Below are 20079 nucleotides of genomic sequence, written 5' to 3'. Positions count from 1 at the left end.
GGAGTATTAGAATGAAACAAGTTTTAAAAAAGATTCCATTTGTAAAAAAAATTTATCAATGGACAAAAAATACCCTCAAACTCTACTCTACACAATCTTTTTCCCAAGAGGGGGAAGATTTGATTTTGAAAAGAATCTTTGAGCGACAAAAAAAGGGGTTTTATGTTGATGTAGGAGCTCATCACCCCTTTAGATTTTCAAACACCTATTTATTCTACAAAAAAGGGTGGAGAGGCATTAACCTTGATGCAATGCCTGAAAGTATGAAGCTCTTCAAAAAATATCGCCCAAGAGATATTAACTTGGAAATTCCTATTGGAGAAAGTGATAGGGAGCTTACCTACCATATTTTTAACGAACCTGCACTCAATACTTTTGATGCAAGTCGCATTCAAGAAATCCTAAAAAATCCAGAATTTACACTAATTAAAAAGATTCAAATTCAAATCAAATCACTTAAAGATATTCTTGACCAATATCTCCCCAAAAATCAACAAATTGATTTTTTGAGTGTTGATGTTGAGGGATTAGACTTTGAAGTTTTAAAAAGCAATGATTGGCAAAAATATCGCCCAAAGATTTTGCTTGTAGAATCTCTAGGGGGGGGGGGTATCAAGGAATTTTTACATTCAGAAGTCTATCTTTTTCTCTCCTCTCAAGATTACGAAGTTTTTGCAAAAACTTTCAATACAATTATTTTGAGAGATAAAAACTAGGAGTAAGCAAATGAAAATCTTTATTCTCTGTGGGGGTTCAGGCACGAGGCTTTGGCCTCTCTCAAGAGATTCACTGCCCAAGCAGTTTGTCCCACTCTTTGCTCATAGCGAAACCCTTTTTCAAAAAACCCTCAAACGCTCTAGCGATCTTCTAAAAGAGCTTCAAATAGAGGGGGAGATTGGCGTGATTACCAATAAAGAGCATTATTTTCTCATTCAGCAAGAAGCCAAAGATTTGCAAATCCCTATTAGCTCCTATTTGCTTGAAGACTCTCCAAGAGATACAGCAGGGGCTGTGGTTTTGAGTGCATTGAGTTCCAATCCTGAGGAGCTTGTCCTTGTTGTCCCAAGTGATCACATCATCAATAACCTTACGCTTTTCTCTCAAAGCATTCAAGAAGCTCTAAACCTAGCAAAAGAGGGGAAAATCATCACTTTTGGAATCACTCCCACCTCTCCTCATACAGGCTATGGCTATATCCACTCCAAAGGCAATGAGGTGCTAGGTTTTTATGAGAAACCTGCTTTGGAGAGAGCTAGAGAGTATTTTGAGAGCAAAGAGTATTTTTGGAATAGTGGAATGTTTTGCTTCAAAGCTCAAAGTTTGCTTGAAGAGTGCAAGATTTATGCAAGTGAGCTACTAGAGAAGGCAAAAGAAGTCTATGAAAAATCAGAAAGAGAGCAAAACTACATTTGGCTCACTCATATGAGTGAGATTCCCAAAATCAGCATTGATTATGCATTGATGGAGAAAACTCAAAAAATCGCAATGGTAAAAGGTGAGTTTGATTGGAATGATGTGGGGAGCTTTGATAGTCTAAAAGAAGAATTTGTAGCTGATAGTGAGGGAAATATCAGCACTTCAGAGCTTTACTCCAAAGAAAGCAATGATAATTTTATCATCGCAAACAAACCAATTGCTACCATTGGGGTGCAAAATCTCACAATCATTGACACCAAAGACGCCTTGCTTATCGCCCAAAATGGACGCACACAAGAAATCAAAGATATTGTCAATACCCTCAAATCTCACTCTCACCCCTCTACCCTCACCCACCCCCTCACCTATCGCCCTTGGGGAAGTTATGAGGTGCTAGAAGAGAGTGCAAACTACAAAATCAAAAAAATCATCGTTCTCCCTCAAAAGCGATTGAGTTTGCAAAAACACTTTCATCGCAATGAGCATTGGATCATCGTCAGTGGCTCTGCACTTGTAAAAATTGGGGAGAGAGAAATCTTTTTGCAAAAAAATCAATCCACCTATATTCCTATGGGGACTCCTCATCGCCTTGAAAACCCAGGGCAAATGGATTTGGTGATGATTGAGGTGCAAGTGGGGGATTATGTAGGGGAAGATGATATTGTAAGAATTGAGGATGATTATCATCGTGCCTAGAGTGCTTCTTGCTCTACTGCTTTGTCTCTTTTGCAATGCTAGGGAGCTGTGGCTACTTCAAAACTTTGATTCTAAAGCTTTTGAAAAAAATGCACAAAATTATCTTTATAGTGAAAAACTTGATGGAGTCCGAGCCTATTGGGATGGAGAGGTGCTTTATAGCAGAGGAGGCAAAAGGCTATCTCCTCCTTCATTTTTTACTCAAAACTTCCCTCCTTTTGCTATTGAGGGGGAGCTGTGGAGCAAAAGAGGGGATTTTGAAGGGATTGCCTCAATTGTGAAATCAAGCAAAAATCCAAAAAATTGGGAGAAGCTAAAGTTTTATATCTTTGAAGTGCCTAATCAAAAGGGTGGGATTTTGCAAAGATTGGAAGTGCTAGAGAGCTATCTCTCCACCCACCCTGCTCCATTTATCCAAATCATTCCTCAACTCCAAGTAAGTGATAGCAAAGAGCTAATGCAAAAACTTGATGCAATCACAAAGTTAGGGGGTGAGGGCTTGGTGCTGAGAGATAAAAACGAGTCTTATTACACAGGCAGAAGCAAAAAGGCAATGAAGCTCAAAGCCTATCTGGATAGAGAGTGCAAAATCCTCTCCTACACTCAAGGAGAGGGAAAATTTGCTAGTCAAGTCGGCTCTATCATCTGCCAAGATAAAAACAAAACTTTTAAAATCGGCAGTGGAATGAGTGAAGATTTTAGAAAAAATCCTCCAAAACTTGGCACAATTATCACTTATAAATATTTTGGACTGACTAAAAAAGGTTTGCCCAAATTTCCTATCTTTTTGCGAATAAGAGAAGAGGAATAACCCCATACAAGGAGAGAAAATGAAAAAAGCTTTAATTACAGGAATTACAGGACAAGATGGTGCATATTTGGCTGAATTTTTACTTGAGAAAGGCTATGAAGTGCATGGGATCAAAAGAAGAACTTCGCTTTTCAACACCGATAGAATCGATCATCTCTATCAAGATCCACACGAGAGTGATGTGAAGTTTATCTTGCACCACGGGGATTTGACTGATAGCACAAACCTTATCCGTATCATTCAAGAAGTGCAACCTGATGAGATTTACAACCTTGCAGCAATGAGTCATGTGGCAGTGAGCTTTGAAGAGCCTGAGTATGTGGCAAATGCCGATGGTATTGGGACATTAAGATTGCTTGAAGCGATTAGAATCTTAGGACTAGAGAAAAAGACAAAAATCTATCAAGCCTCAACAAGTGAGCTATATGGCTTAGTACAAGAAGTCCCACAAAGTGAGAAAACTCCCTTCTATCCTCGCTCTCCTTATGCATGTGCCAAGCTTTATTCTTATTGGATTACAATCAACTATCGTGAAGCTTACAATATCTTTGCGTGCAATGGAATCCTCTTCAATCACGAAAGCCCTATTAGAGGGGAAACTTTTGTTACTAGAAAAATCACAAGAGCTGTAAGCAAAATCGCTTTAGGATTGCAAGACAAACTCTATCTAGGCAATCTCTCAGCCAAAAGGGATTGGGGACACGCCAAAGACTATGTAGAGGCAATGTGGCTTATCCTTCAGCAAGACAAACCTCAAGATTTCTGTATCGCCACAGGGATTAGCACAGAAGTGCGTGATTTTGTGAGAATGGCGTTTTCTTATATTGGGGTTGAGATTGAGTTTAGAGGAGAGGGAATTGAAGAGAGGGGTTATATCGCTTCTTGCTCTAATCCTGATTATCAGCTAGAAATAGGCAAAGAAGTTGTCGCAGTATCGCCAAAATACTTCCGCCCCACAGAAGTGGATTTCTTGCTAGGAAACCCTGAGAAAGCCAAGAGAGAGCTAGGCTGGGAGCCAAAACACACACTTCAAGATATTGTAGAGGATATGATGAAATCAGACTTGGCGTTGATGAAAAAAGATCGCTATCTTCAAGATGGTGGGCATAAGATTATGAGATATTTTGAGTAAGATAAATTTTTTGCTATGAAAGAAATCAAGATAAACATCATTGATTGGTGGAATGATGATTTTGAAGAAAACCACTTTATTCAATTTTTATCAAAAAAATACAAAGTAGTTAGGAGCAAAAATCCTGACTACCTACTATGCAGTTGCTTTGGTTTTGATCATTTAAACTTCAATTGCACCAAAATCTTTTTTACAGGAGAGAATCTAACTCCCGATTTTAATCTCTATGATTATGCTATGGGATTTGATTATATTGATTTTGATAAGCGATATCTGAGGTATCCACTTTTTCTCACATATACTCAAGCACTAAAAGAAGCTGAAAAGAAGCATATTTTTAATCAAGACGAGATTAAAAATCGTGGCTTTTGTAGTTTTTTGGTGAGTAATGGAAAGAATGCAGATCCAATTCGAGAACGCTTTTTTGATGAAATATCCAAAATTGATTTTGTTGCAAGTGGAGGGGGATTTAGAAACAATATAGGCAAAAAAGTAGAAAATAAAATGGAATTTTTGAAGCAATATAAGTTTAATATTGCTTTTGAGAATTCTCAATCTATTGGCTATTGCACAGAAAAACTTATAGAAGCTTTCGCCGCCAAAACAATTCCAATCTATTGGGGAGACCCCTCCCTACTTGATTCAAAGCTCAATCTAATCAATCCAAAAAGCTATATCAATCTCTCCTCTTTCTCCTCTATTGGCGAGGCACTGGATTTTATCAAAGAGGTTCATTCAAATCATCAGTTATATATGCAAATCCTGCAAGAACCTGCTTTTCTCAAGGAAAATATACAGGAGTTTTATAAAAAGCAATTAGAAGATTTCTTTGATAATATTTTCTCTATCCCCCCCCCCCAAGGCAAACAAATTGTGCTTTCCAATACACGCAAAGCCTATCAAGACAAACAGAGAAGATTGATGTATATCAAAGATTTAGCACACCCTATCAATTTTGTAAAAAAACGAATTGTCAATTTTTTAGATAAGGAGAAATAAAACAAATGAACAAAGATTCAAAAATCTTCATTGCAGGGCATCGTGGGCTTGTAGGCTCTGCAATAAAATCCGAGCTAGAAGCCCAAGGGTATAGCAATCTCATCACTCAAACCCATAGTGAGCTTGATTTGAGCAATCAGCTCAAAGTTGAAGAGTTTTTTGCTAAAGAGAAGCCTGAGTATGTGTTTTTCTGTGCAGCAAAAGTAGGGGGAATCTATGCCAACAACACTTATAGAGCAGATTTCATCTATCAAAACCTAGCCATTCAAAATGCGATGATTTACTCAGCTTACAAATATGGAGTAAAAAAGCTCCTTTTTCTTGGCTCAAGCTGTATTTATCCCAAAAATGCCCCTCAGCCGATGAGTGAGGACGTCTTGCTTACAAGTGAGCTAGAATACACCAATGAGCCTTATGCAATTGCCAAAATCGCAGGACTTAAAATGTGTGAGAGTTTCAATCTCCAATATGGCACAAACTTCCTCTCTGTAATGCCCACAAATCTTTATGGAGAGAATGATAACTTTGATTTAGAAAACTCTCACGTCCTCCCTGCCCTTATCAAAAAGATTCACTTAGGCAAACTCCTTAGAGAAAACAACTTGGAGCAAATCCAAAAAGAAATTGGCGATCTCTCACTTCTTCAAAAACACAATATCACCCAAGAGAGTATCACGCTTTGGGGCAGTGGCAATCCAAGAAGAGAGTTTTTGCACTCCAAAGATATGGCAAGGGCTTGTGTGTTTATTATGCAAAATATCAATTTCAAAGACTTGATAGAGGGCAAAGAAGAGATTAGAAATACTCATATCAATATCGGATATGGAGAGGATATCACTATCAAAGACTTGGCTCTACTTGTCAAAGAGATTGTAGGCTATGAGGGGGAAATCACCTTTGATTCCTCCAAACTTGATGGCACGATGAAAAAATTGCTTGATTGCTCCAAGCTTAACTCTTTGGGGTGGAAGCCGAGCATTACGCTCAAAGAGGGAGTGAGGCAAACCTATGAAGACTTTTTAAGGAGTAGAAAATGAAAAATTTTGCAGTTATTGGTGTGGGTGGATATGTCGCACCACGCCACTTAAGAGCGATAAAAGAGTGCGGTGGAGATGTGCTTTGTGCGATTGACAAGCACGATAGTGTAGGGATTATGGATAGCTATTTTCCTCATACGCATTTTTTTACCGAGTTTGAGAGGTTTGATCGCCACGTGGATAAACTCAAGCGAGAGGGCAAGGGGCTAAACTATTTTAGTATCTGCTCTCCCAACTACCTTCACGACGCCCATATCCGCTATGCCTTAAGAAATGGAGCTGATGCAATTTGTGAGAAGCCTTTGGTTCTCAATCCTTGGAATCTTGATGCCCTCCTTTCCCTAGAGCAAGAGTGTGGCAAAAAGGTTTATAATATCCTTCAACTTCGCCTACACCCCAAAATCATTGCCCTCAAAGAAAGTGTGCAAGCCCACCTCAAATCCCACCCCAACCATATTTATGATATTGATTTGAGCTATATTACAAGTCGAGGGAACTGGTATTTCACAAGCTGGAAAGGGGATAAAAGCAAAAGTGGGGGCATTGCAAGTAATATTGGAATCCACTTTTTTGATATGTTACTTTGGATTTTTGGAGAGTGCAAGGCAAGTGAGTTGTATTTTGAGAGTGAGAAGACTATGGCAGGATTTTTGGAGCTTAGAAACGCTAGAGTGCGTTGGTTTTTGAGTGTTGATGCCACCACTCTTCCCCAAGAAGTCAAAGAAAGTGGCAAACCTACCTATCGAAGCCTAAAAATCAATCAAGAAGAGTTTGAGTTTAGTGAGGGATTTACTGATTTGCATACCCTAAGCTATCAAGATATATTTAGTGGTGGGGGCTTTAGTGCGATTGAGGCTCAACCCTCTATCAATGTCGTTTATGCTTTGCGTAATGCCCCACTCTCTAGTGGAGATAGCCAAACACTTCACCCATTTTTGCAAAAATGACTAAGTTTTTCTCCCACCCAAGCTCTATCATAGAAGAAGAGGTGCAAATCGGTGCAAATACCAAGATTTGGCACTTCTGTCATATTTTGCCCCATAGCATTATTGGAGAGAATTGCTCTTTTGGACAAAATTGTGTCATTGGCCCCAAAGTCAAAGTCGGCAATGGTGTCAAAGTGCAAAACAATGTCAGCCTTTATGAGGGCGTAGTGTGTGAAGATGATGTCTTTATTGGCCCAAGTGTGGTTTTCACTAATGTTTTAAACCCTAGAAGTTTTATCAATCGCCACGATGAGTTTAAAACCACATTGCTCAAAAAAGGTTGCTCTCTAGGGGCTAATAGCACTATTGTTTGTGGGGTGAGTATCGGAGAGTATGCACTTGTGGGGGCAGGAAGTGTGGTAACCAAAGATATCCCCCCTCACGCCCTTGTCGTAGGCAATCCTGCTAGAATCATTGGCTGGCTAGATAAGGGAGGGGTGAGGCTAGAGTTTGTCAATGGGATTGCCAAAGATAGCTATGATGGGAGTATCTATAAGCAAGAGGATTTTTGCTGACACTTGCATTACTTTTTGTAATCCACCTGCTCTCTCTACATATTTTGGCTCTTTTTTCTTGACTTAGCCTTAGAAAATCCGATAAAATTCCAAGATTATTTAGAGAAAATTTTTAATCTCTTTTCAAGAGAAACTAAGCATAAAACATTCTCTTGAGAAAATAAAGGTAGTGAATGAAAAAAATATTTGCCATTTTTTTCCTATGTCTTTACACCACTCAATCTTACGCAATTTTTTGGGCTATCAATGCAATCAAAGAAGCCACAATGACAGCAGAAGAAAGAAGACTTGAAGAGGAAGAAGAGAAAAAGAAAAAACACTTTATTGGCTTTAGCATAGGGGCAGGGGTGGGAGATTTAAGCCTTACACTGATTAATCCTAGATTTTTTGAAGTTGCAAAAAAAGAGCTTGTAGGCAATTCACTTGAATATGCTTTAGCAATTGAGGGAGGGTGGCAGAAATACACTTATGAGAAAGTGGGTTATCAGACAATGTTTCGTGGGCGATTTGTGTATATGTCTGATTTTTCCTCTCCTATTTTCTCAGCTCCAATTCCCGATAAATTCAACTCAGGGCTTTCTGTTGAGATTTCAGCAGGGGTTGATGGAATCTTTGATTTTATCAAGAGTGAGGATTGTAGTTTTGGAATGATTTTGGGTATCAATGGAGGAGTAGCAATCTTCTCTCCATTCCAAGAGGCAAAAGATAGCCTTGATGCCCTATCTCACAACTCTTATGGGATTTTTAGCAATCTAAGGACAGGATTTCAAGTCGGTGTGCCCACAGGTTTTATCGATTTGGTTGCTGAAATTCCTTTTGCACCTATGCTTTTTATGAAAAGCCCATTTAGCTACACCCTCTCTCTTGGCTATAAGCACTTTTTCTAGCCTTATAATCCCCCAAATCCCCTCTCTTATGTTTGGAGAACTTGTGGGATTGATAGAAAACACAAAGTGAAGCCTATATGCTAAATCTTAGAAAACTAGATTTCAGAAACAAAGGAAAAAGACAAATCTCTCTAATGTCTTAAATCCAATCTTATTCAAGTGATTAGAAATCGTGTATTTCATTGGGAAAACCTACTCAAAATTCATATCATCAAAGGGGAAACATATCCTTGCAATGCAACAATCTATCCAAAAACAAAGAGAGAAGCAATCAAACAATTGCGGAAATAAAGCCCGATTAAGATTTTTAGATGATTTAATTGAAAATATTAGAAATGTGGTATATATATTCTCACATAAGGCGATGCTTTCTGTTTTGTAACACTTCTCTATTTACTTTTTGTAATCATTTTGTTTTTCTTCACGCTTTTGGCTCTTTTTTCTTGACTAAGTCTTAGAGAATCTGATAAAGTTTGCTTAGAAAAAATTTTGGATATTTTTCTAAAACTTGACACAATTAAGGGATTTGATGAAAAGAATATTTGCTATTTTATTTTTGTGTCTTTGTGTGAATCAATCTCACGCAATCTTTTGGGCTTTTGGTGCAATCAGAGAGGCTTCAATGACAGAAGAAGAAAGATTGCTTGAGGAAGAAGAGGAGAAAAAGAAAAAGCATTTTATCGGCTTTAGTGTGGGAGCAGGGATTATGGATTTGGCTTGTCCTATGTTTAATCCAAGATACTGGAAAAGAGGAGATATTTATGCCAACTCTTTTGATATTGCCTTAGCAATTGAGGGAGGGTGGCAAAAATACACATCTGAAAAAATAGGACATCAAGTAATGTTTCGTGGGCGATTAAGCTATGCACCTGATTTTAAATCTCCAATTTTCTCTGCTCCAATTCCTGATAATTTTAGTTCTGCTCTTTCCATTGAATTTTCAGCAGGGATTGATGGAATCTTTGATTTTGTGAAGAATAATGAAAGTAGCTTTGGAATGATTCTAGGAATCAATGGAGGGGCTAGTGTTCTTATGATGAATAAAGGTGGGAGTTATCATTTTATTATTGATGGTGCAAATACTTATGGGGTTTTTAGTAACTTAAGAACAGGTTTTCAAGTTGGATTACCGACAGGATTTATTGATTTGGTTTTGGAGCTTCCAATTATGCCAATGTTTTTACCAAGAGAAGATCCCTACAACTACACCCTCTCTCTTGGCTATAAGCACTTTTTCTAGCCTTATAATCCCCCAAATCTCCTCTCTCTTGCTTTGTAGTCTTTGATGATTTCCTCTAGCTCACTAGGGGTAAAATCAGGCCAAAGAGTGGGGGTGAAAAACAGCTCTGCATAAGAGATTTGCCAAAGCAAAAAGTTTGATAATCTCCTCTCCCCTCCTGTGCGAATCAGCAAATCCACATCTCCAAACTCTTGGGTATCAAGGTGAGAAGAGATGAGAGATTCTATCTGCTCTGCACTCTTGCCCTCTAGCTGATTAGTGATTTTTTGAATCGCTCTTGAAAGCTCATTTCTAGCTCCATAATTGAGTGCTAGGACTTGGTTTAGTCCTTTATTGTCTTTGGTGGCTTCTTGAGTGTAGGCGATTTTTTCTTTGAGTGGAGCAGAAAATCTCTCCATATCCCCTATGGCATAGAATCGAATGTCGTATTTTTGGTATTTTTCTAGCTCACTCTCCAAATAGTCCTCAAGCATTTTCATCAAAAATTTCACTTCATATTTGGGGCGTTTCCAATTTTCAGTGGAGAAAGCATATAAGGTGAGGGTTTGGATACTCTCTTTTACACACCATTGTGTGATCTCATCGACAACCCTAGCTCCCTTTTTATGCCCCTCTACCCTCTTCTCTCCCCTATTTGTCGCCCATCGCCCATTGCCATCCATAATGATTGCCAAATGTTTTAGTTGATTACTCATCACTCATTCCTAAATGCTTAAATCCAATAAACTCTCTTGCATACAAAACAAAGGCTTAATCCCCTCTTTGACTTCAATCCTCACTTCTCCTCCCCACTTTAGCAAATCTAAATTTTCTTCCAAAAGCTTGGCAACTGAAGGATACATCACTTCAAGCTCCAAAATACTAGAGAGTTTGCCACTCAAAATCCCCAAATGGCTAAAAACTGCGTAAAATTCTAAACTATTTTTTCTCTTTTTCACTTGTGTGTAGTGCTTTTTTTCTTCATCTTGGATACAAAAGCTCAAAACTCCCTTTTGCAATCCACTCAGCACAAACGCCCACTCCATAAACTCTTCCTTGCCCTCAGCTCTTGCTAAACGCTCGCTTGCAAACTCTGCAATCTCTTTGAAAGTATTCTTACTCATTAGCTCCTTGCTCTCTATAAAATCAAGGCTTAGAGGAGTTTTGTTGAGTTTTGGCTCAGGGGTGAGGGAAGAGAGAATGATATTTCCTGCCTTGCCACTCTTCATCATCGCAAAATACTTCGCTCCCACCTCAAGCTCTTTGAGGGAGCGAGTTTCTAGAGTGCGTTTGCCTACTTCTAGGAGATATTTCATTCCCCCTTTTTTGGCTAGGACTTTGAGTTTGATTGGGAGTGTGGAGTTAAAGATACTTTCTTTGCCAATTTTACTTGCTAGATTTAGTCTTTGGATTTCCAAAAGCCTCTCAATCATTAGCGATAAACTCCAAAAGAGAGAAGCACAATGAGAGCTTATTGCTAAGTGCAAACTCTTTGCTCCCACCCTCATAAAAAAGCGTTATGGCATTTTGCTCTGAACCAAAGGGGTTTTGCTCTCCTAAGACATTGAGGCAAACATATTTGCACCCTTTCTCCTCTAGCATTTTTGTGGCATAACTTTTGGCGTTTTGCTTGTCTTTTTCAGCCTTAAATCCGACTTTGATTAGCCCTTCTTTTTGCAATGTTTTGAGAATGTCAATCGTGGGGACAAACTCTAGCTCTAAGCCTTGAGATTTTTTGATTTTGCCCTTTTGAGAATCTTTGGGTTTGAAATCACTCATTGCCCCCACTCCAAAATAATACCCCCCCTCACTCACATTCATTGAAATCTTTTCATAAAACTCTTGTGTGCTTTGGGCTTTGATGATTCTTATCCCACTAGGGAGAAAGATTGGGATTTTAGAAGTTACAAAAGTTACATTTGCTCCCAAAAGATATAACACTAGGGCTAGATAACTTGCTTGTAGTCCGCTTGAATGATTGCTAATGCATCTGACTTCATCAATAGCCTCACTGCTCCCCCCACCACTAATCACCACTTCTTTCCCACTCCAAAACTTATTTTTTTTTAAAGCTCTAGCCACCTCATAGCCAATCTCCTCTACTTCTGCCATTGCCCCCACGCCCTTTACCCCACACGCTAGTAAATCCTCTCTTGGGGATATAATCTGCACTCCTATTTCTTGCAACCTTTTGAGTGCGTTTTGGCTTTGTGGGGAGAGATACATAGTTGTATTGGCACTTGGAGCGATGAGTTTAGGAGAGGGAGAGGCCAAAAGGGTGCTAAGCATTACATTATCAGCAATCCCATAGGCAAATTTACAAAGTGTGTTTATGGTAGAGGGGGCAATCACACACACATCAGCCCAACTCGCATAGCTAATATGGTTTGCTCCTCCCTCACTCCAGCTCTCACTCCCCTCTTTTAACACCACTTCTCCACTCAAAGCCTCAAAGCTCAATGCCCCCACAAATCGCTCTGCCCCCTCACTCATCACCACCCTAACCCTAGCTCCCCTTTTTTTGAAAAATCTTACAAGCTCTAAGCTTTTATAGACTGCGATTCCCCCACTCACACACAATAGAATCTTTTTGTCTTGCAAGAATTCCACTCTTACTCCTCAATCATTCCTAGAAGCTGAGAGGAGCTAAGCCAATGCTTATTTTTATCGCTACTATACTCAAAGCTACTCTCCACCCTCTGCCCCCTCTCTCCTAAAGCAGTGCAGAAATAATCAATAGGGGTTTGGAAGTTGATTGTAGGCTCTAGGATAAAAAAGTCATCAAATTCTATGGCCAAATGGCTTTCATCTTTGGGAATCATCACTTCATGAAGCTTCTCCCCAGGGCGGATTCCAATGATTTTGAGAGGAAGTGAGGGGGCTAGGGCGTGAGCTAAGTCTGTGATTTTCATACTTGGAATCTTTGGGATAAAAATCTCCCCTCCATGCATTCTCTCCATATTTTTTAGCACAAACTCCACCCCACCCTCTAGGGTAATCCAAAATCTTGTCATTCTCTCATCAGTGATGGGAAGCTCACTTGCTCCTTGAGAGATGAGTTGCTTGAAAAATGGCACTACACTTCCCCTAGAGCCTACAACATTGCCATAACGCACGACACAAAATTTAGATTTTTTGCTTCCTTTGATATTGTTTGCACTCACAAAAAGCTTATCAGAGCATAGTTTTGTGGCTCCATAGAGATTGATTGGACTTGCAGCCTTATCCGTGCTTAATGCGACGATATGCTCTACTCCGTGATAAAGGGTGGCATCAATCACATTCATTGCTCCATGAATATTAGTCTTAATACACTCAATTGGATTGTATTCAGCGATTGGCACGTGCTTGAGTGCTGCGGCGTGAATACAAATATCTACCCCCTCCATTGCACTTCTTAATCTCTCGCTATCCCTTACATCTCCGATAAAAAATCGCATTCTTTTATCGCTAAAAGTTTGAGCCATTTCGTATTGTTTTAGCTCATCACGACTATAAACGATGACTTTTTTAGGATTGTAGTCTTTGAGAATCTTAGAGATAAACGCCTTGCCAAAACTTCCTGTCCCACCTGTAACCAACACCACTTTATTATCAATCATTTTACTTTCTCCTTAGAAAAATATCCCATAGCTTCCATTTCATTGACAATATCTACCAAAATCGGACTAGCAGAGCGACTCCCACCTCCATGCTCGACTAGGATTGTGATAGCATATCTTGGATTTTTATAAGGGGCAAAGGCTGTAATCCATCCGTGAGAGCGATGAAAATATGCCATATCCTCCTCTTTGATCCTTTTTTTTACCTCTTGGGGGATTCCTACCACTTGAGCTGTCCCCGTTTTACAGGCTAGTTTGACTTTTGAGCCTTGGGTATAGCGATAAGCTGTCCCACCATCACTATCATTGCAAACTTGATACATTCCCAAAGCAATAGCTTGAAGTTTGCTTTTTTGCAAAGGGGTAAGGACATCTTGCTTTTGATATTCTAACTCTTTGTTACCAATTTTTTTCGCAAAATGAGGGGTAGGAAGTGTGCCACTAGCCAAAAGTGCTGTATATCTTGCGATTTGAAGAGGTGTGGTGAGGAATGCTCCTTGTCCAATAGAGATATTGATCGTATCTCCTACAAACCATTGTTGTCCATATTGCTTCATTTTCCACTCAGGATTTGGCAAAATCCCTCTAACCTCTCCTCCCAAATCCACCCCACTTCTCTCTCCAAAGCCCATTTTCTTGAGTGTCCCTGTGATATTTTCTACTCCCACTTTTTGAGAAAAAATATAAAAATACACATCAACGCTCTCTCTAATAGCCTTTATCATATCTGATTTCCCATGTCCCCCCACTTTCCAATCCCTAAATCTTCTCCCTCCAAGCTCTACATACTCAGGCGTATCCACTAATGTCTTCTCATCAATCCCTCCATGCTCTAAAAAACTCAATGCGATTCCCATTTTCACAACAGAACCAGGGGGATAAACACCTGCTAGAAATTTATTTAAAAGTGGTTTATAGGGGTTATCAAGCAGGGCATTCCATTTAGCATGAGAGATTCCCCCTACAAAGTCATTGAGATTATACTCTGGATAGCTTCCTCCTGCCAAAATCTCCCCACTCTCCACATCCATAATCACCACTGCCCCACTTTTATCCCTAAACTGCTTATCAACCACTTTTTGCAATGCCACATCGATACTGATTTGCACACTCTCTCCGTTTTTGAGTGCTTGCTCAGAGAGGAAATCCACTTCTTTGTTGAGGGCATTGACTTTGACTTTGCGATACCCTAGTGAGCCTTGAAGCTCAAGATTGTATTCTCTCTCAATCCCAAGCTTTCCGATAATATGGGTGTATTTTGCCACAGGGTCTTCTTGGATATCTTTTTGATTGGCACTCCCTGCATAGCCGATGATATGAGAAGCCAAAGAATCATAAGGATAAAATCGCTTTGTGCTTGGAGTGATATAGAGATTGGGGTTTTGAATCATTTGAGTGTAAATCTTTTGCATTTGAGCATATTCTACAAAGGGGATGAGAATGATTGGAGAGTGATTGTAGGGGGAGTATTCATTGCGATATTCTTTGATTAGTTTTTCTTTATTCAAAGAAGGAAAAAAACGCAAAATATAATCAATCTCTCTCTCAAGTTTTGCTTTGGTATTGAGCAAGGGATTGAGTGCGATTGAAAATCCTAGCTCATTGGTTGCCAAAACCTCGCCATTGCGATCAAAAATCTGCCCTCTTGAGGGAATAAGGGTTTCAGTCTTTTCTGTATTTCTTTGTGCGATTTTTTCAAAATACACATTAGACTTCACCCCCAAAAAATAAATCCTTACCACCAAGACCAAACAAACAATGCCAAAGAATCCTACAAGGATTTTAAACCTTAAACGCATAGCTTATCGCCCCCTCTAAGATTGCATAATATACAAATAATCCTGCCAAACTCCCTAGCTCCATACCCTCGCCATAGCTCCCCACAAATCCCAATAAGATAAAAAACCCCAAATACACCAAAGCTACATACAAAAAATTCATTTTTTTTCTGATCCAAAACTCAATAGGATTAAATACCAAAATATAATAAAGAGTATAAAAGACAATCAAAGTCCCCAAAGCCAATCCCCTATCACACTCTATCCAAAGCAAATAGGCAAAGATTAAGATGAGATTTGCTGTCTTTCTTTGGACAATTGAGTGAGAAAATAGCACAAACATTACTCCTAGCAATGGAGGCAAAAAGACAAAAATATCTCCCAAAAAACAATAAATTGCCAAAGCAATAAAGACTAAAAAATAGCCTAGATTCTTTTTAACAATGCGATTTCGTTGCATTTTGGAAAATGTTTGCATTTGATACAATCCGTCCAAATTTTGGGGTTGGGAATCTCTTCTTTTTCAATCACACTAAACCCTAAAGCTTTAAAAAACCTCTCTTGATAGGTTAAAACTAGCACTTCTTCTATCCCCAATCTCTTGCCCTCTTCCAAAAGAAGCTCTACAAGCCCTTTGCCTATCCCATTGGAGCGATATTCTTCTTTGACAATCAAACTCCTCACTTCTGCCAAAGAAGGGGAGTAAATATGCAAAGCACAAAACCCCACGATCCTGCCCTCTACCTTTGCCACATAGTATGAGCGAATGGTATTTGCCATTTCTTCTTGACTTCTAGGCAAGATAACACCTTTTTTGACTTCAGGCTCAACAAGAGCAATCATTTCAGCAATATCTTTCAATGTGGGTTTGACAAACTCCATTTTAGCCCTCCAAAGCCTTATCTATCACTATCTTTCTCACTTCTGCCAAAGGCGTGATTTTTGGCTCTGAGAGATTGGTGGAGGCAAGGATTTGATTGCGAGAGAGGAAACGCATTTTTTCTTGATTTTTGAGCTTATCGGCTTTGGTGTAAATCTGCAAAATACTCTGATCGCCTCGAATAAATCCTTTGAGAAAATCTGCCACAGATTTGTCGTTTTCCAAATCTGTATGCCTTGAATCAATGAGATGCAAAAAGAGTTTGATACTATTTCTTTGAGATAAGAACTCTACTAGATTTTTATCCCATTCTCTCTTTTGCCCTTTGGAAACTTTGGCATAACCAAAACCAGGCAAATCCACGATTTTGAAAGCAAGGGTTTTGCTCTCATCAATATACTCTGCACCAAAGAAGTTGATAAGCTGAGTTTTACCAGGGGTAGAAGAGCTTTTGGCTAATCCATTTTTGCCCAAAAATAGATTGATAAAGCTTGATTTTCCCACATTACTTCTTCCCAAAATCGCAATCTCTATGCAATCTGCACTTGGACACTCTAGGAGCTTAGAGGCTGAGGTGATGAAGCGAGGGGAGAGGATTTTATTTGCCATTTTTTCCCTTCTCCTCAAGTGTGAATGTGATTTTTGCAGGTTTCTTCTTATCTCCCACAACACTTGCATAACCATTCACAGGATTAAATACAATCTCCTCTCCTCTAATTGTGTTTTTTTTACCCTCTTCCTTGATCCACGCTTTTCCTTTGAGGCGATATTCATTTTTGAGTGCATCATAGGTTACTTTTTGAGCCTCACCATTCATCACTCTTTTATCCTCTAGGGTAACTCTAAAATTCACATTGCCACTTGCATCATAAAATGTAGGATTTCGCTTAGAATCGGTTTTGATGACTACTTTTTGGGCTTTGAGAATATCCAACCCTTTTTTTATCACAACATTTCCACTGATAGTAGTTAGCCCCTTTTCTTGGTTACTATGGATTTTTTCAGCACTCACTTCTAGCAAGTCTTTTGCCCAAAAAGAAGTGATAAGGCAACAAATCAAAGCGAGTTTTCTAACCATATCTTTCCTTTTGGATTATTTGCATCAAGCACTTGCTTTTCTCCATCAAAATGCAAGTTTTCCCCCTCAAAATTCCCCTCTTGGCTTTGGAATTGAAAATACCCTATACTATCAAAGATTTTTGCACTAGAGTTATATATCCCCTCTTTTGCTACAAAACTCATTCCCCCCTCACTCAAATAATCAATCCCTTTATAAAACCAATACATATCTTTCTTTTTGATTGCGTGTCCGACTTTGAAATACTCAATATCTTCTTGCTTAAAATCCTTTTTTTTCTCTCTTTGAAGCCCAAAATTGGCAAGAAAAAAATCAAAAAACTCTTCTCTATCATCATATCGCAATGCCTTTAGCCCCACTACAAGTAATTCAGGTTTGCTCTCTCTGATAGAGTAAAGTGTGAATTGATTGATTTCAAGCGTTGCAACTTCTTCATTGCTTCGCTCTTTTTTCTCTCCCCCCTCAGGAGGTTGCACGACAAAATACACAGAGAAAAATAAAATGCACAAAAAAAACAAATATGTCTTAAGTGAAGAACTCAAGCCACTTCTCCTCCAAACCCTCTTGCCTCATTAAAAACTCAATAAGCTCTCTTACAGCTCCATCACCACCTTTTTTTGACAACACCATATCGGCATTTTTCTTGATGAATTCAACTGCGTTTTGTGGAGAAAACTTTAATCCACTTTCTTTAAACATTGGCAAATCATTATAATCATCACCAATACAAGCCACTTGCTCTTGAGAAAGGGAATACTTTTGTTTAATCTCTTTTGCTACCTCTGCCTTATCCTCTACCCCCATATAGATTTCATCTATTCCTAGCTCTTTGGCTCTTCTCTCAACAATTAGCGACTTTCTTCCTGTAATAATGGCAGACTTTTTCCCTAGTTTTTTCCATACCCTAAGCCCTAAGCCATCTTTGACATCAAAGACTTTATACTCCCCTCCATTATCACTATAATAAATCTTGCCATCACTCAAAGTCCCATCGACGTCTAAAAGCAACATCTCTATCATTGTCTGATAATCACTTTTGCCTTGATATTTGGATGAGAAGAGAGGAAGTCATTGGCTTCTTCTTCGCTTCTAAAGCCTTGAATAAGCACACGATAAATCACGCCATCATCAAGCTCTTGCTCTTGAATGATTGTCTGATAGTTTCTGAGCTGATCAAATTGGGCTTTGGTTTCCTCTGCTCCTTCTTTGCGTCTGAATGCCCCCACTTGCAATGCAAAGCTTCCACCATCAACGCTCTCATCGCTATTTCCGACTTTAAATTCTGCACTAAGCTCTTTATTCATCTCGCTTGGGCGATTCATTTGTGTGCCAATAATTCCTTTAAATCCTATAACTTCAAGTTGCACTTGAGCTGTGCCTTTTTGCACCATATCAATATCGTGTGCTGCGGCATTGGAGAGATCAATAATCCTTCCATCTACAAAAGGCCCTCTATCATTGATTCTTACAATTGTGCTTTTGCCATTTTCTTTGTTATACACACGCACCACGGTATTCATCGGCAAAATCTTACTTGCAGCAGTGTGAGCGTGCATATTATAAATCTCTCCATTTGAGGTTTTTTTGGCGTGGAAGTTTGGACCATACCAACTTGCAATCCCATCAAATTTCTCACCCAAACTCACTCTTTGAGGATAATACCACTTTCCATCAATCTTATAAGGACGCATTGTCGCCCTCTGAATCGCTTGAGATTCTCTCATTCCCCTTGTATCTACCCCTACTCCACCTCTAATCTCACTTGGATTGCTTGGAGGTGTCATATCAGGATCTAAGCTTGTGCCTTTGCGATAAAGAGCCATATCCTCATAATTTTCAAATCCCCCACTTCCTCCACGATAAACACTCTTGCTTGAACATCCAGCCAAAACTAAAAAACCTAAAGCTAAAATATAAACTCTCATTGTTTTTGTGCCACTCTCTTTTTGTATTGATCTTTTAACACAGGAATAATCAAAGCTTGTTTGATACTCAAATGTGAGCTTTTTACCTCATTGATATTTTTTATCTCTTTAATATCACTTTTATATTTTTTGGCGATACTTGAGAGCGTTTCACCTTTTTTGACATAGTGAAGCACAAACATTTCATTCGCTCGGCGTGAGGATTGAAACTCTTGCCTAAAAAGAGCTAATTTATCATAAGGGATATAAACGGTGTATTTGCCCTTACCAGGGGGAAGGAAGTTGTAGCGAAATTGCTTGTTGTATCGCTTCAGCTCATTGAGATCCAAGCCAATGGCTTTGGCAATATCCACTAGTGGTGTGCCTGCTTGCACCTCCACTCCTGTAATCATACTTCCTGCCCCACGATTAAGGAAGTATTCTCTATCCTCATTTTTTAGCACATCTGCATCATTAAAGGCCAAACTCATTCCCAAAATCATACGAATATAATTCCTTGTCTCTCTTGGCAAATATGCTTTTTGAGGATCTAATAACACTTCCAAATCCTTACTTCCTGCCTTTTTGATTGCCTTTTGCAATCGCCCTACACCACAATTATAAGCCATTGCGGCTAGATACCACTCCCCTGTAATGTTTTTGAGAAATTTGAGGTATTTTATCGCTGCTTTTGTGCTTTTGATAGGGTCGCGACGCTCATCAATGTAGTTGTTGATTTTTAGCCCCATTTCTTTGGCAGTCTTAGGCATCAACTGCCATATCCCACTTGCTTTCTTAGGACTAAAAGCCCTCATAGAAAACTCAGATTCTGCCATTGCAAGAAATAAAAATTCTTGAGGAATCCCCTGCTCTATCATCATCAAACGCAATGTAGGAATCACCTCATAGCCCTTATCAAACTTCTCTACAAAATAATCCCACCTTGCTTTCACACTGCGTTTATAAGTCGCATTTGACATATTGAGTGAGGGCAAAAATGAAGCGTCCAAATCAAAGGAGTTCAAAATATTCTCACTTGTCCTCACTTGGGGCATTTTGAAATCCACAGAGCTTTGATAATCAATCGCACCAAATAAAGATAAAAAACTCAAACAACATAGGCTAAAAATTCTCAATCT

23 protein-coding genes are annotated in these 20079 nt (G+C 39.1%); 10 read left to right on the top strand and 13 right to left on the bottom strand.

The window, feature by feature from the left end:
• The first annotated feature begins 11 nt into the window (after positions 1-11).
• The 10 genes from CQA58_RS00945 to CQA58_RS00900 all read left to right on the top strand — a co-directional run bounded on the left by CQA58_RS00945 (position 12) and on the right by CQA58_RS00900 (position 9719).
• Positions 12-716: an FkbM family methyltransferase gene (locus CQA58_RS00945; protein ID WP_115568832.1), complete on the top strand. Its 705-nt coding sequence runs from the start codon at positions 12-14 to the stop codon at positions 714-716.
• 10 nt (positions 717-726) lie between these two features.
• Complete coding sequence (locus CQA58_RS00940) at positions 727-2112, top strand: mannose-1-phosphate guanylyltransferase/mannose-6-phosphate isomerase (RefSeq protein ID WP_115568831.1); 1386 nt, start codon at positions 727-729, stop codon at positions 2110-2112.
• Positions 2093-2923 (top strand): DNA ligase, encoded by an 831-nt coding sequence (locus CQA58_RS00935; protein WP_115568830.1) that lies wholly within the window; start codon positions 2093-2095, stop codon positions 2921-2923. Before CQA58_RS00940 ends, CQA58_RS00935 begins: the two co-directional genes overlap by 20 nt.
• Before the next feature lie 19 nt (positions 2924-2942).
• Entirely contained in the window at positions 2943-4055 is a 1113-nt protein-coding gene (gmd, locus tag CQA58_RS00930; protein ID WP_115568829.1) for a GDP-mannose 4,6-dehydratase, read from the top strand.
• Between the two features lie 15 nt (positions 4056-4070).
• Positions 4071-5054: a glycosyltransferase family 10 domain-containing protein gene (locus tag CQA58_RS00925; protein WP_115568828.1), complete on the top strand. Its 984-nt coding sequence runs from the start codon at positions 4071-4073 to the stop codon at positions 5052-5054.
• A 5-nt stretch (positions 5055-5059) separates the two neighbouring features.
• Positions 5060-6091, top strand: a complete 1032-nt coding sequence (locus tag CQA58_RS00920; protein ID WP_115568827.1) for a GDP-L-fucose synthase family protein — start codon at positions 5060-5062, stop codon at positions 6089-6091.
• Complete coding sequence (locus tag CQA58_RS00915) at positions 6088-7038, top strand: Gfo/Idh/MocA family oxidoreductase (protein ID WP_115568826.1); 951 nt, start codon at positions 6088-6090, stop codon at positions 7036-7038. Before CQA58_RS00920 ends, CQA58_RS00915 begins: the two co-directional genes overlap by 4 nt.
• Entirely contained in the window at positions 7035-7592 is a 558-nt protein-coding gene (locus tag CQA58_RS00910; protein WP_115568825.1) for an acyltransferase, read from the top strand. Before CQA58_RS00915 ends, CQA58_RS00910 begins: the two co-directional genes overlap by 4 nt.
• Before the next feature lie 173 nt (positions 7593-7765).
• Positions 7766-8479: a hypothetical protein gene (locus tag CQA58_RS00905; protein ID WP_115568824.1), complete on the top strand. Its 714-nt coding sequence runs from the start codon at positions 7766-7768 to the stop codon at positions 8477-8479.
• A 529-nt stretch (positions 8480-9008) separates the two neighbouring features.
• Positions 9009-9719 (top strand): hypothetical protein, encoded by a 711-nt coding sequence (locus tag CQA58_RS00900; RefSeq protein WP_115568823.1) that lies wholly within the window; start codon positions 9009-9011, stop codon positions 9717-9719.
• A 2-nt stretch (positions 9720-9721) separates the two neighbouring features.
• On the opposite strand, the gene CQA58_RS00895 is transcribed toward CQA58_RS00900, so the two are convergent.
• From CQA58_RS00895 to CQA58_RS00840, 13 genes are all read right to left on the bottom strand, one after another.
• Positions 9722-10414 (bottom strand): di-trans,poly-cis-decaprenylcistransferase, encoded by a 693-nt coding sequence (locus CQA58_RS00895; protein WP_115568822.1) that lies wholly within the window; start codon positions 10412-10414, stop codon positions 9722-9724.
• A gap of 9 nt (positions 10415-10423) precedes the next feature.
• Positions 10424-11131 carry a hypothetical protein gene (locus CQA58_RS00890; RefSeq protein ID WP_115568821.1) on the bottom strand — a complete coding sequence of 236 codons (708 nt, stop codon included), beginning with the start codon at positions 11129-11131 and terminating at the stop codon, positions 10424-10426.
• Entirely contained in the window at positions 11124-12308 is a 1185-nt protein-coding gene (gene coaBC, locus CQA58_RS00885) for a bifunctional phosphopantothenoylcysteine decarboxylase/phosphopantothenate--cysteine ligase CoaBC (protein ID WP_115568820.1), read from the bottom strand. Before coaBC ends, CQA58_RS00890 begins: the two co-directional genes overlap by 8 nt.
• Positions 12309-12310: 2 nt before the next feature.
• Positions 12311-13300: a UDP-N-acetylglucosamine 4,6-dehydratase (inverting) gene (gene pseB / locus CQA58_RS00880; RefSeq protein WP_115568819.1), complete on the bottom strand. Its 990-nt coding sequence runs from the start codon at positions 13298-13300 to the stop codon at positions 12311-12313.
• Entirely contained in the window at positions 13297-15099 is a 1803-nt protein-coding gene (gene mrdA, locus CQA58_RS00875) for a penicillin-binding protein 2 (protein WP_115568818.1), read from the bottom strand. The genes pseB and mrdA overlap by 4 nt, the downstream gene beginning before the upstream one ends.
• The gene (locus CQA58_RS08150; RefSeq protein ID WP_147288589.1) at positions 15083-15556 is read right to left on the bottom strand and encodes a hypothetical protein; all 474 of its coding nucleotides are present in this window, start codon (positions 15554-15556) and stop codon (positions 15083-15085) included. The genes mrdA and CQA58_RS08150 overlap by 17 nt, the downstream gene beginning before the upstream one ends.
• Positions 15505-15960, bottom strand: coding sequence for an N-acetyltransferase (locus CQA58_RS00870; protein ID WP_115568817.1), 456 nt, complete (start codon positions 15958-15960; stop codon positions 15505-15507). The genes CQA58_RS08150 and CQA58_RS00870 overlap by 52 nt, the downstream gene beginning before the upstream one ends.
• A 1-nt stretch (position 15961) precedes the next feature.
• On the bottom strand, positions 15962-16567 hold the full coding sequence (gene yihA / locus CQA58_RS00865) for a ribosome biogenesis GTP-binding protein YihA/YsxC (RefSeq protein WP_115568816.1): 606 nt from the start codon (positions 16565-16567) through the stop codon (positions 15962-15964).
• Positions 16557-17036, bottom strand: a complete 480-nt coding sequence (gene lptA / locus CQA58_RS00860; protein ID WP_115568815.1) for a lipopolysaccharide transport periplasmic protein LptA — start codon at positions 17034-17036, stop codon at positions 16557-16559. The genes yihA and lptA overlap by 11 nt, the downstream gene beginning before the upstream one ends.
• Positions 17015-17578, bottom strand: a complete 564-nt coding sequence (locus CQA58_RS00855; protein WP_115568814.1) for a hypothetical protein — start codon at positions 17576-17578, stop codon at positions 17015-17017. The genes lptA and CQA58_RS00855 overlap by 22 nt, the downstream gene beginning before the upstream one ends.
• Entirely contained in the window at positions 17562-18056 is a 495-nt protein-coding gene (locus CQA58_RS00850; RefSeq protein WP_115568813.1) for a KdsC family phosphatase, read from the bottom strand. The genes CQA58_RS00855 and CQA58_RS00850 overlap by 17 nt, the downstream gene beginning before the upstream one ends.
• A complete protein-coding gene (locus tag CQA58_RS00845) occupies positions 18053-18820 on the bottom strand; it encodes a septal ring lytic transglycosylase RlpA family protein (RefSeq protein WP_425454669.1) in 768 nt (255 codons plus the stop codon). The genes CQA58_RS00850 and CQA58_RS00845 overlap by 4 nt, the downstream gene beginning before the upstream one ends.
• Before the next feature lie 137 nt (positions 18821-18957).
• Positions 18958-20076: a lytic transglycosylase domain-containing protein gene (locus CQA58_RS00840; protein WP_245942725.1), complete on the bottom strand. Its 1119-nt coding sequence runs from the start codon at positions 20074-20076 to the stop codon at positions 18958-18960.
• Positions 20077-20079 lie beyond the last annotated feature (3 nt).

This window comes from Helicobacter brantae (assembly GCF_003364205.1).
GTDB classification, from domain to species: Bacteria; Campylobacterota; Campylobacteria; order Campylobacterales; family Helicobacteraceae; genus Helicobacter_G; species Helicobacter_G brantae.
The sequence above is the reverse complement of the archived record's forward strand: the minus strand, read 5'-3'. Positions and strand labels throughout refer to the sequence as shown.

Excerpts from the sequence above, each read along its gene's own strand:
- CQA58_RS00900 (WP_115568823.1), top strand. The coding sequence starts at position 9,009 with ATGAAAAGAATATTTGCTATTTTATTTTTGTGTCTTTGTGTGAATCAA.
- CQA58_RS00935 (WP_115568830.1), top strand. The coding sequence starts at position 2,093 with ATGATTATCATCGTGCCTAGAGTGCTTCTTGCTCTACTGCTTTGTCTC.
- CQA58_RS08150 (WP_147288589.1), bottom strand. The coding sequence starts at position 15,556 with ATGCAAACATTTTCCAAAATGCAACGAAATCGCATTGTTAAAAAGAAT.
- CQA58_RS00850 (WP_115568813.1), bottom strand. The coding sequence starts at position 18,056 with ATGATAGAGATGTTGCTTTTAGACGTCGATGGGACTTTGAGTGATGGC.
- gmd (WP_115568829.1), top strand. The coding sequence starts at position 2,943 with ATGAAAAAAGCTTTAATTACAGGAATTACAGGACAAGATGGTGCATAT.
- CQA58_RS00845 (WP_425454669.1), bottom strand. The coding sequence starts at position 18,820 with ATGACACCTCCAAGCAATCCAAGTGAGATTAGAGGTGGAGTAGGGGTA.
- CQA58_RS00895 (WP_115568822.1), bottom strand. The coding sequence starts at position 10,414 with ATGAGTAATCAACTAAAACATTTGGCAATCATTATGGATGGCAATGGG.
- CQA58_RS00940 (WP_115568831.1), top strand. The coding sequence starts at position 727 with ATGAAAATCTTTATTCTCTGTGGGGGTTCAGGCACGAGGCTTTGGCCT.
- mrdA (WP_115568818.1), bottom strand. The coding sequence starts at position 15,099 with ATGCGTTTAAGGTTTAAAATCCTTGTAGGATTCTTTGGCATTGTTTGT.
- CQA58_RS00920 (WP_115568827.1), top strand. The coding sequence starts at position 5,060 with ATGAACAAAGATTCAAAAATCTTCATTGCAGGGCATCGTGGGCTTGTA.
- CQA58_RS00910 (WP_115568825.1), top strand. The coding sequence starts at position 7,035 with ATGACTAAGTTTTTCTCCCACCCAAGCTCTATCATAGAAGAAGAGGTG.
- pseB (WP_115568819.1), bottom strand. The coding sequence starts at position 13,300 with ATGATTGATAATAAAGTGGTGTTGGTTACAGGTGGGACAGGAAGTTTT.
- CQA58_RS00925 (WP_115568828.1), top strand. The coding sequence starts at position 4,071 with ATGAAAGAAATCAAGATAAACATCATTGATTGGTGGAATGATGATTTT.
- CQA58_RS00905 (WP_115568824.1), top strand. The coding sequence starts at position 7,766 with ATGAAAAAAATATTTGCCATTTTTTTCCTATGTCTTTACACCACTCAA.
- CQA58_RS00945 (WP_115568832.1), top strand. The coding sequence starts at position 12 with ATGAAACAAGTTTTAAAAAAGATTCCATTTGTAAAAAAAATTTATCAA.
- CQA58_RS00915 (WP_115568826.1), top strand. The coding sequence starts at position 6,088 with ATGAAAAATTTTGCAGTTATTGGTGTGGGTGGATATGTCGCACCACGC.
- CQA58_RS00870 (WP_115568817.1), bottom strand. The coding sequence starts at position 15,960 with ATGGAGTTTGTCAAACCCACATTGAAAGATATTGCTGAAATGATTGCT.
- yihA (WP_115568816.1), bottom strand. The coding sequence starts at position 16,567 with ATGGCAAATAAAATCCTCTCCCCTCGCTTCATCACCTCAGCCTCTAAG.
- lptA (WP_115568815.1), bottom strand. The coding sequence starts at position 17,036 with ATGGTTAGAAAACTCGCTTTGATTTGTTGCCTTATCACTTCTTTTTGG.
- CQA58_RS00890 (WP_115568821.1), bottom strand. The coding sequence starts at position 11,131 with ATGATTGAGAGGCTTTTGGAAATCCAAAGACTAAATCTAGCAAGTAAA.